Source organism: Pseudomonas sp. (assembly GCF_030150285.1).
Classification (GTDB): Bacteria; Pseudomonadota; Gammaproteobacteria; order Pseudomonadales; family Pseudomonadaceae; genus Aquipseudomonas.
Genome location: NZ_JASLGE010000091.1, coordinates 24,982 through 31,300, shown reverse-complemented (window position 1 = coordinate 31,300; position 6,319 = coordinate 24,982). Strand labels below are relative to the sequence as shown.

General features: G+C 58.6%; 7 protein-coding genes. 4 read left to right on the top strand and 3 right to left on the bottom strand.

The annotated features are described in order from the left end of the window. Together Q1W15_RS21440 and aspA are read right to left on the bottom strand one after the other, a co-directional pair. Positions 1 to 385: alanine:cation symporter family protein (locus tag Q1W15_RS21440; protein WP_300732100.1), on the bottom strand; the 385-nt coding region annotated here is incomplete at its 3' end. Positions 386 to 814: 429 nt separating this feature from the next. Continuing rightward, entirely contained in the window at positions 815 to 2,239 is a 1,425-nt protein-coding gene (aspA, locus tag Q1W15_RS21435) for an aspartate ammonia-lyase (protein WP_300732097.1), read from the bottom strand. Positions 2,240 to 2,418: 179 nt separating this feature from the next. Between aspA and Q1W15_RS21430 the strand changes: the two genes are divergently transcribed. Beyond that, entirely contained in the window at positions 2,419 to 3,324 is a 906-nt protein-coding gene (locus Q1W15_RS21430) for a LysR substrate-binding domain-containing protein (protein ID WP_300732094.1), read from the top strand. A 53-nt stretch (positions 3,325 to 3,377) separates the two neighbouring features. Here Q1W15_RS21430 and Q1W15_RS21425 read toward each other — a convergent pair whose 3' ends face one another. Beyond that, positions 3,378 to 3,947 carry a M12 family metallo-peptidase gene (locus Q1W15_RS21425; RefSeq protein ID WP_300732091.1) on the bottom strand — a complete coding sequence of 190 codons (570 nt, stop codon included), beginning with the start codon at positions 3,945 to 3,947 and terminating at the stop codon, positions 3,378 to 3,380. A 421-nt stretch (positions 3,948 to 4,368) separates the two neighbouring features. On the opposite strand from Q1W15_RS21425, the gene purE reads away from it, so the two are divergent. From purE to Q1W15_RS21410, 3 genes are all read left to right on the top strand, one after another. Beyond that, entirely contained in the window at positions 4,369 to 4,860 is a 492-nt protein-coding gene (purE, locus tag Q1W15_RS21420; RefSeq protein ID WP_016782937.1) for a 5-(carboxyamino)imidazole ribonucleotide mutase, read from the top strand. Positions 4,861 to 4,871: 11 nt separating this feature from the next. Beyond that, positions 4,872 to 5,957 carry a 5-(carboxyamino)imidazole ribonucleotide synthase gene (locus Q1W15_RS21415; RefSeq protein ID WP_300732085.1) on the top strand — a complete coding sequence of 362 codons (1,086 nt, stop codon included), beginning with the start codon at positions 4,872 to 4,874 and terminating at the stop codon, positions 5,955 to 5,957. Positions 5,958 to 6,062: 105 nt separating this feature from the next. Continuing rightward, positions 6,063 to 6,311, top strand: a complete 249-nt coding sequence (locus Q1W15_RS21410) for a GlsB/YeaQ/YmgE family stress response membrane protein (protein ID WP_300732082.1) — start codon at positions 6,063 to 6,065, stop codon at positions 6,309 to 6,311. Positions 6,312 to 6,319 lie beyond the last annotated feature (8 nt).

Here is a 6,319-nt window from a genome sequence, read left to right as displayed (position 1 = left end):
AGTAGGCCGGGCCACCACGGTACAGACCGTCACCTTCGGCGCGCTTGTAGACCTGCGCCAGGGTGCATTCGAAGAAGCTGCTGGACATGCCGACCAGTGCGGTCACCCACATCCAGAACACCGCACCCGGCCCACCGAGGGTCACGGCGATGCCGACACCGGCGATGTTGCCTGCGCCGACACGGCCGGCGAGGCTGAGCATCAGGGCCTGGAACGAGCTGAGTTGCCCGCCGCTGCTTTTCAGGCTGTCGCGGAACACCGCGAACATGTGGAAGAAGTGGCGCAATTGAACGAAACGCGAGCGAATCGTGAAGTAGCTACCGAGCCCGACAATGAGCACGATCAGTACTTTCCCTGAGAGGAAGTCGTTGATGACTTCGAGCATGGATTTTTCCTCGCTGTTTTTTGTGTAAGCAAATGCTGGATGTTCAGAAACATCGCGTTACACCGGTTTGCGCGCGGCACAACAGGTGAGGCGAAGGTTTCGTCCCGGTCCATTTCGCGGGTTTGTTATTAGTTCGGGTTTCGCATGGGTTATGGCCTCGTTACCGACGACCGCTCACGCGAAGAGGGGCGGCACTATACCGATCAGTGCGGCGCCCGTCTGCACGGTTGTGGTGCAAGCGACGAAACGAAGCTTTGAAACACCCGACGTTACCGGCGTCGGGGCTTTTGCGGGATTGCTCCCACAGAAGACGATTGTCCTTTCAAATAGTTAAAAAAAAGGGCTTGGAGAATGATCCCCAAGCCCTCAAAAGGTGAGAGGTGTCTAGTCCCTCGACCTGGTGAGCGGTGCTACAAGTAACGCGTCGGATCAGGCCTTCAGAGGCACCAGACGCGGAGCAATCATGTTTTCCGGGCGCAGGATGTCGGCGAGCATGGCGTCGTCGAGCAGACCTTCTTCGCGCACCAGTTCCAGCACGCCGCGGCCGCTTTCAAGCGCGATACGGGCGATGCGGGTGGCGTTTTTGTAGCCGATGTACGGGTTCAGTGCGGTGACCAGACCGATCGAGTGTTCGACCAGTTCGCGGCAGCGCGCTTCGTTGGCGGTGATGCCGACGATGCAGTGCTCGCGCAGCATGTCCATGGCGCGTTGCAGCAGACGGATCGAGTCGAGGATCTTGAAAGCGATCAGCGGCTCCATCACGTTCAGTTGCAGTTGGCCGCCTTCGGCTGCCATGGTCAGGGCCAAGTCGTTACCGATGACTTGAAACGCCACCTGGTTGACGGCTTCCGGAATCACCGGGTTGACCTTGCCGGGCATGATCGAGCTGCCTGGCTGGCGCGCTGGCAGGTTGATTTCGTTGATGCCGGTGCGTGGGCCGCTGGACAGCAGGCGCAAGTCGTTACAGATCTTCGACAGTTTGACCGCTGTACGCTTGAGCATGCCCGAGAACAACACGAAGGCACCCATGTCGGACGTGGCTTCGATCAAGTCGGCGGCTGGTACCAGCGGATGACCACTGATGGTGGCCAGGCGAGTGACGGCCAAGTGTTGGTAGCGTGGGTCGGCGTTGATGCCAGTGCCAATCGCGGTGCCGCCCAGGTTCACTTCAGTCAGCAGTTCCGGGGCCAGCGTCTTCAGACGTGCCAGGTCTTCGCCCATGGTGGTGGCGAAAGCACGGAATTCTTGACCCAGGGTCATCGGCACGGCGTCTTGCAGTTGGGTACGGCCCATCTTCAGGACGTGGTTGAACTCTGCGCCCTTGGCCGCAAAGGCCTGAATCAGGCTGTCGAGGCTGGTCAGCAGTGCGTCGTGACCCAGCAGCAGACCCAGGCGAATCGCGGTCGGGTAAGCATCGTTGGTCGACTGCGCCATGTTGACGTCGTCGTTGGGGTGAAGGTACTGGTACTCGCCTTTCTGATGGCCCATTGCTTCGAGCGCAATGTTGGCGATCACTTCGTTGGCGTTCATGTTGGTGGACGTGCCCGCACCGCCTTGAATCATGTCGACCACGAACTCTTCGTGGAAATCACCGCGGATCAACCGTGAACACGCTTCGCTGATGGCGGCGTGCTTGGCTTCACTCAGATGGCCCAGCTCGCGGTTAGCGTCTGCGGCGGCCTGTTTGACCATTGCCAGGCCTACAACCAGTTTCGGGTAATGCGAAATCGGAACGCCCGAGAGGCGGAAGTTATTCACCGCTCGCAGGGTCTGGATGCCGTAATACGCTTGAGCTGGTACGTCGAGGGTGCCAAGCAGGTCGTTTTCTGTGCGGAATGATGCAGCGGAGGACATGATAGAAATCATCTCGATATGGACCCGGTCTGGGCCGGAACGCTGCGAATCCTAGGCCTGCGTGAAATTTTGGGCCAATGCCTTTAAACACTAACCTATGCAGAAACGGCATAATGGGGGTGTGACGCGAGAGGCGCGTCGAACGTGTGACCCAATTTGGTGCGCGTCCGGGAGGACCTATGAATCTCGAAAGTAAATGGCTGGAAGACTTCAGTGCACTGGCCGCAACCCGGAGTTTTTCGCAGGCAGCGGAGCGCCGTTTTGTGACGCAGCCTGCCTTCAGCCGGCGTATTCGTAGCCTCGAAGCCGCCCTTGGGCTGACCTTGGTGAATCGTTCCCGCACCCCGGTGGAGTTGACTGCGGCCGGCCAACTGTTCTTGGTGACGGCGCGCACTGTTGTCGAACAGTTGGGCGAGGTATTGCGTCACTTGCATCACCTCGAAGGTGGGCAAGGCGAAGTCATGCAAGTGGCCGCTGCTCACTCCCTGGCGTTGGGTTTTTTCCCGCGCTGGATTGCACAATTGCGCAATGAGGGGCTAAACATCGCAACACGGCTGGTTGCGACTAATGTCGGAGACGCGGTACATGCCTTGCGTGAAGGTGGCTGCGATTTGATGCTGGCTTTTTATGATCCCGATGCCGCGTTGCAGATGGACCCGGAGATTTTCCCGTCCTTGCACTTGGGCAATACTGAAATGTTGCCGGTGTGTGCTGCCGACGCTGAAGGCCAGCCGCTGTTTGATCTGGAGGGAGATGCCAGCGTCCCCTTGCTGGCCTACAGCGCCGGCGCGTTTTTGGGTCGCTCGGTTAACTTGCTGCTGCGCCAGCGCAGTCTGCGGTTTACCACGATTTATGAAACCGCAATGGCCGACAGCCTTAAAAGCATGGCGCTGGAAGGGCTGGGTATCGCCTGGGTTCCCCGGTTAAGTGCGCGGGCCGAGCTTGAGCGGGGCGAGTTGGTGATCTGTGGTGGTCCGCAATGGCATGTACCGCTTGAAATTCGCTTATACCGCTGTGCGCTGGTGCGTAAAGCCAACGTCCGGTTGCTGTGGCGCAAGTTGGAGAGTGGTACTCACACGGAATAGACCGTGAGCCCTCACGGCCTTGCCTGTTGAGGGCAAAGCCGCGAAACCGGCTACTAATCAAGCTTGCTCAGGAAGCCTTGAATGCGCTCCTGGTTGATTGTGCTGTAACGCAGCAGGTTGCAGGTACCGACGTCATCGCCGGTGGCCATGTAACTTGAGCAAACACTGCCGGGCCTGGCTGGATCCGGAGATTGCAGGATACCTGAGTGTTTTGCGCCAAACGTGTGGCCCACTTCGTGAGCCAGGGTGGTGTCGTCAACAGTGGACGCGATGACTGAATTGCCGGGATTTGCCCCCGACGGTGCTGCACCCGCGACGGAGCCGGTCATGTAACCATCAATCACCAGCACGTTACGGTCGGTCTGGTAGTCGGGGATGCCAATCTGCCTGTTGTGTTGGTTGGCAGCGGTATTCCAGGCATTCACTTTCGCGCCTGGGTCCGTGCCCTTGTAATCGAAGTCCGTGACACCGGGCACATACTCGTGAAAATTGACGTTGACCTGACGGCCGCTGACGTTGCTCAGCTCTTGAACAAAGTGATCAAGTTGCCGGGGTTGAAGGTTCTGGTTAGTGGTGTCAGAGACCGTGTCATGAATGAACAGGTTGAGATTGATCGGATTCATAGGGTTTCTCGCAAGATTGAGCGACAAGGGTTGAAGGGTGAGTGGCCGGATACGTATCGCCTGTAGACTGGCGACGTTAAAGATTAAAGGCGTGCCCTTGTGGTACGCAGCGGCACGGATTCGTTGCGTTTTGTAGTTCTTTTCAACGCGGTGTGTGGCCGACGCACAAGGAGATTTACGGGCGTAGTGGTGACCGCTGAGGGGTTGACCTGAAGGTCAATAAAACAGGGCGTATTGGCTGTCGTTCACGCGGCAGACAGATGGTCGCCAAAGGTGCTGTCAAACCCCCTCTTTGCGGTATACTGCGCGGCCTTCGGCTGGCATGACCGGCCTTAATTTCTATAACAAGCCACGTCGGATCCTCCACGTGGCTTGTTGTTTTTTGACGCGCCTGCGGGCGCCCAAGAGAAGAGGCGCGACGATGAGTGCATTGGTAGGCGTGATCATGGGCTCCAAGTCCGATTGGTCCACCCTCAGCCACACCGCCGATATGCTGGAAAAACTCGGCATTCCTTACGAAGTTAAAGTGGTCTCTGCCCACCGTACTCCGGACCTGCTGTTCCAGTATGCCGAAGAGGCTGAAGGCCGCGGGATTGAAGTCATTATTGCGGGTGCCGGTGGTGCCGCTCACTTGCCAGGCATGTGTGCAGCCAAAACCCATTTGCCGGTACTCGGTGTACCCGTTCAGTCGGCCATGCTGTCGGGTGTCGACTCGCTGCTGTCGATTGTGCAAATGCCTGCGGGCATTCCGGTGGCCACCCTGGCCATTGGCAAGGCGGGTGCAATCAACGCCGCGCTGCTGTCGGCCAGCATTCTGGGGGCCAAGCACCCACAGTTTCATACCGTATTAAAAGCCTTCCGTGCTGAACAGACAGACAGCGTGCTGGACAATCCAGACCCGCGCGTAGCCTGAGGTTTATGACGATGAAAATCGGTGTTATCGGTGGCGGCCAGTTAGGCCGCATGCTGGCCCTGGCGGGCACCCCGCTGGGCATGAATTTCGCTTTCCTTGACCCGGCTCCGGATGCCTGTGCGGCTTCATTGGGCGAACATTTGCGAGCGGATTACAGCGACCCCGACCACTTGCGCCAATTGGCTGATGAAGTGGATCTGGTGACGTTCGAATTCGAGAGCGTTCCGGCTGAGACCGTGGCGTTCCTGTCGCAATTCGTCCCGGTTTACCCGAGTGCCGAAGCGCTGCGCATTGCTCGTGACCGCTGGTTCGAAAAAAGCATGTTCAAGGACCTGGGCATTCCGACGCCGGCCTTCGCTGACATCCAGTCCCAGGCGGATCTGGACGCAGCGGTGGCCAGTATCGGTCTGCCGGCCGTGCTGAAAACCCGCACCCTGGGCTACGACGGCAAGGGCCAGAAAGTATTGCGCACCCCGGCGGATGTCGAGGGCACGTTTGCTGAGCTGGGCAGCGTTGCCTGCCTGTTGGAAGGCTTTGTGCCGTTTACGGGTGAGGTGTCGCTGATCGCGGTGCGCGGCCGTGATGGCGAAACCCGCTTCTACCCGTTGGTGCACAACACCCACGACAGCGGCATCCTCAAGCTGTCGGTTGCCAGCACGGCTCACCCGCTGCAATCGCTTGCTGAAGACTACTCCAGCCGCGTGCTCAAGCAGCTGGATTATGTCGGGGTAATGGCCTTTGAGTTCTTCGAGGTCGACGGTGGCCTCAAGGCCAACGAAATCGCGCCGCGTGTTCATAACTCCGGGCACTGGACTACCGAAGGTGCCGAGTGCAGCCAGTTCGAAAACCACCTGCGCGCCATTGCGGGCCTGCCGCTGGGTTCGACGGCCAAGGTGGGCGAAAGCGCCATGCTCAACTTTATCGGCACTGTGCCACCCGTTGAGAAGGTCACAGCGATTGCCGATTGCCACCTGCATCACTACGGCAAAGCCTTCAAAGTGGGCCGTAAAGTGGGCCACGCCAACCTGCGCTGTGCCGACATGGCTACGCTGAAAGCGCAAATCAGCAAAGTCCAAGCCCTGATCGACGAAGCGTAAATCATGCGTTGGCGGGAACCATTCGGTTGTCGCCGCTCTCAGATGGCGTGATACCAAAGTGCTGACTAGGCTTTGGTTTATGCCATCTACAGAGAGGAAGCGTCCATGGGCATCATCGGAACCATTTTTATCGGCTTGATTGTTGGCCTGGTGGCCCGTTTCCTGAAACCAGGTGACGACAGCATGGGCTGGATCATGACCATCCTGCTGGGTATCGGCGGCTCGCTGGCGGCAACCTATGGCGGCCAGGCGCTGGGTATCTACAAGGCGGGCGAAGGTGCCGGCTTTATCGGTGCGGTTGTGGGTGCGATTGTTCTGCTGATCATTTACGGCATGGTGTCGAAAAAAAGCTGATGGAATGG

Bases quoted from the DNA above. Each gene is read 5' to 3' on its own strand.
- Q1W15_RS21415 (WP_300732085.1), top strand. From the start codon at position 4,872: ATGAAAATCGGTGTTATCGGTGGCGGCCAGTTAGGCCGCATGCTGGCC.
- aspA (WP_300732097.1), bottom strand. From the start codon at position 2,239: ATGTCCTCCGCTGCATCATTCCGCACAGAAAACGACCTGCTTGGCACC.
- Q1W15_RS21425 (WP_300732091.1), bottom strand. From the start codon at position 3,947: ATGAATCCGATCAATCTCAACCTGTTCATTCATGACACGGTCTCTGAC.
- purE (WP_016782937.1), top strand. From the start codon at position 4,369: ATGAGTGCATTGGTAGGCGTGATCATGGGCTCCAAGTCCGATTGGTCC.
- Q1W15_RS21430 (WP_300732094.1), top strand. From the start codon at position 2,419: ATGAATCTCGAAAGTAAATGGCTGGAAGACTTCAGTGCACTGGCCGCA.
- Q1W15_RS21410 (WP_300732082.1), top strand. From the start codon at position 6,063: ATGGGCATCATCGGAACCATTTTTATCGGCTTGATTGTTGGCCTGGTG.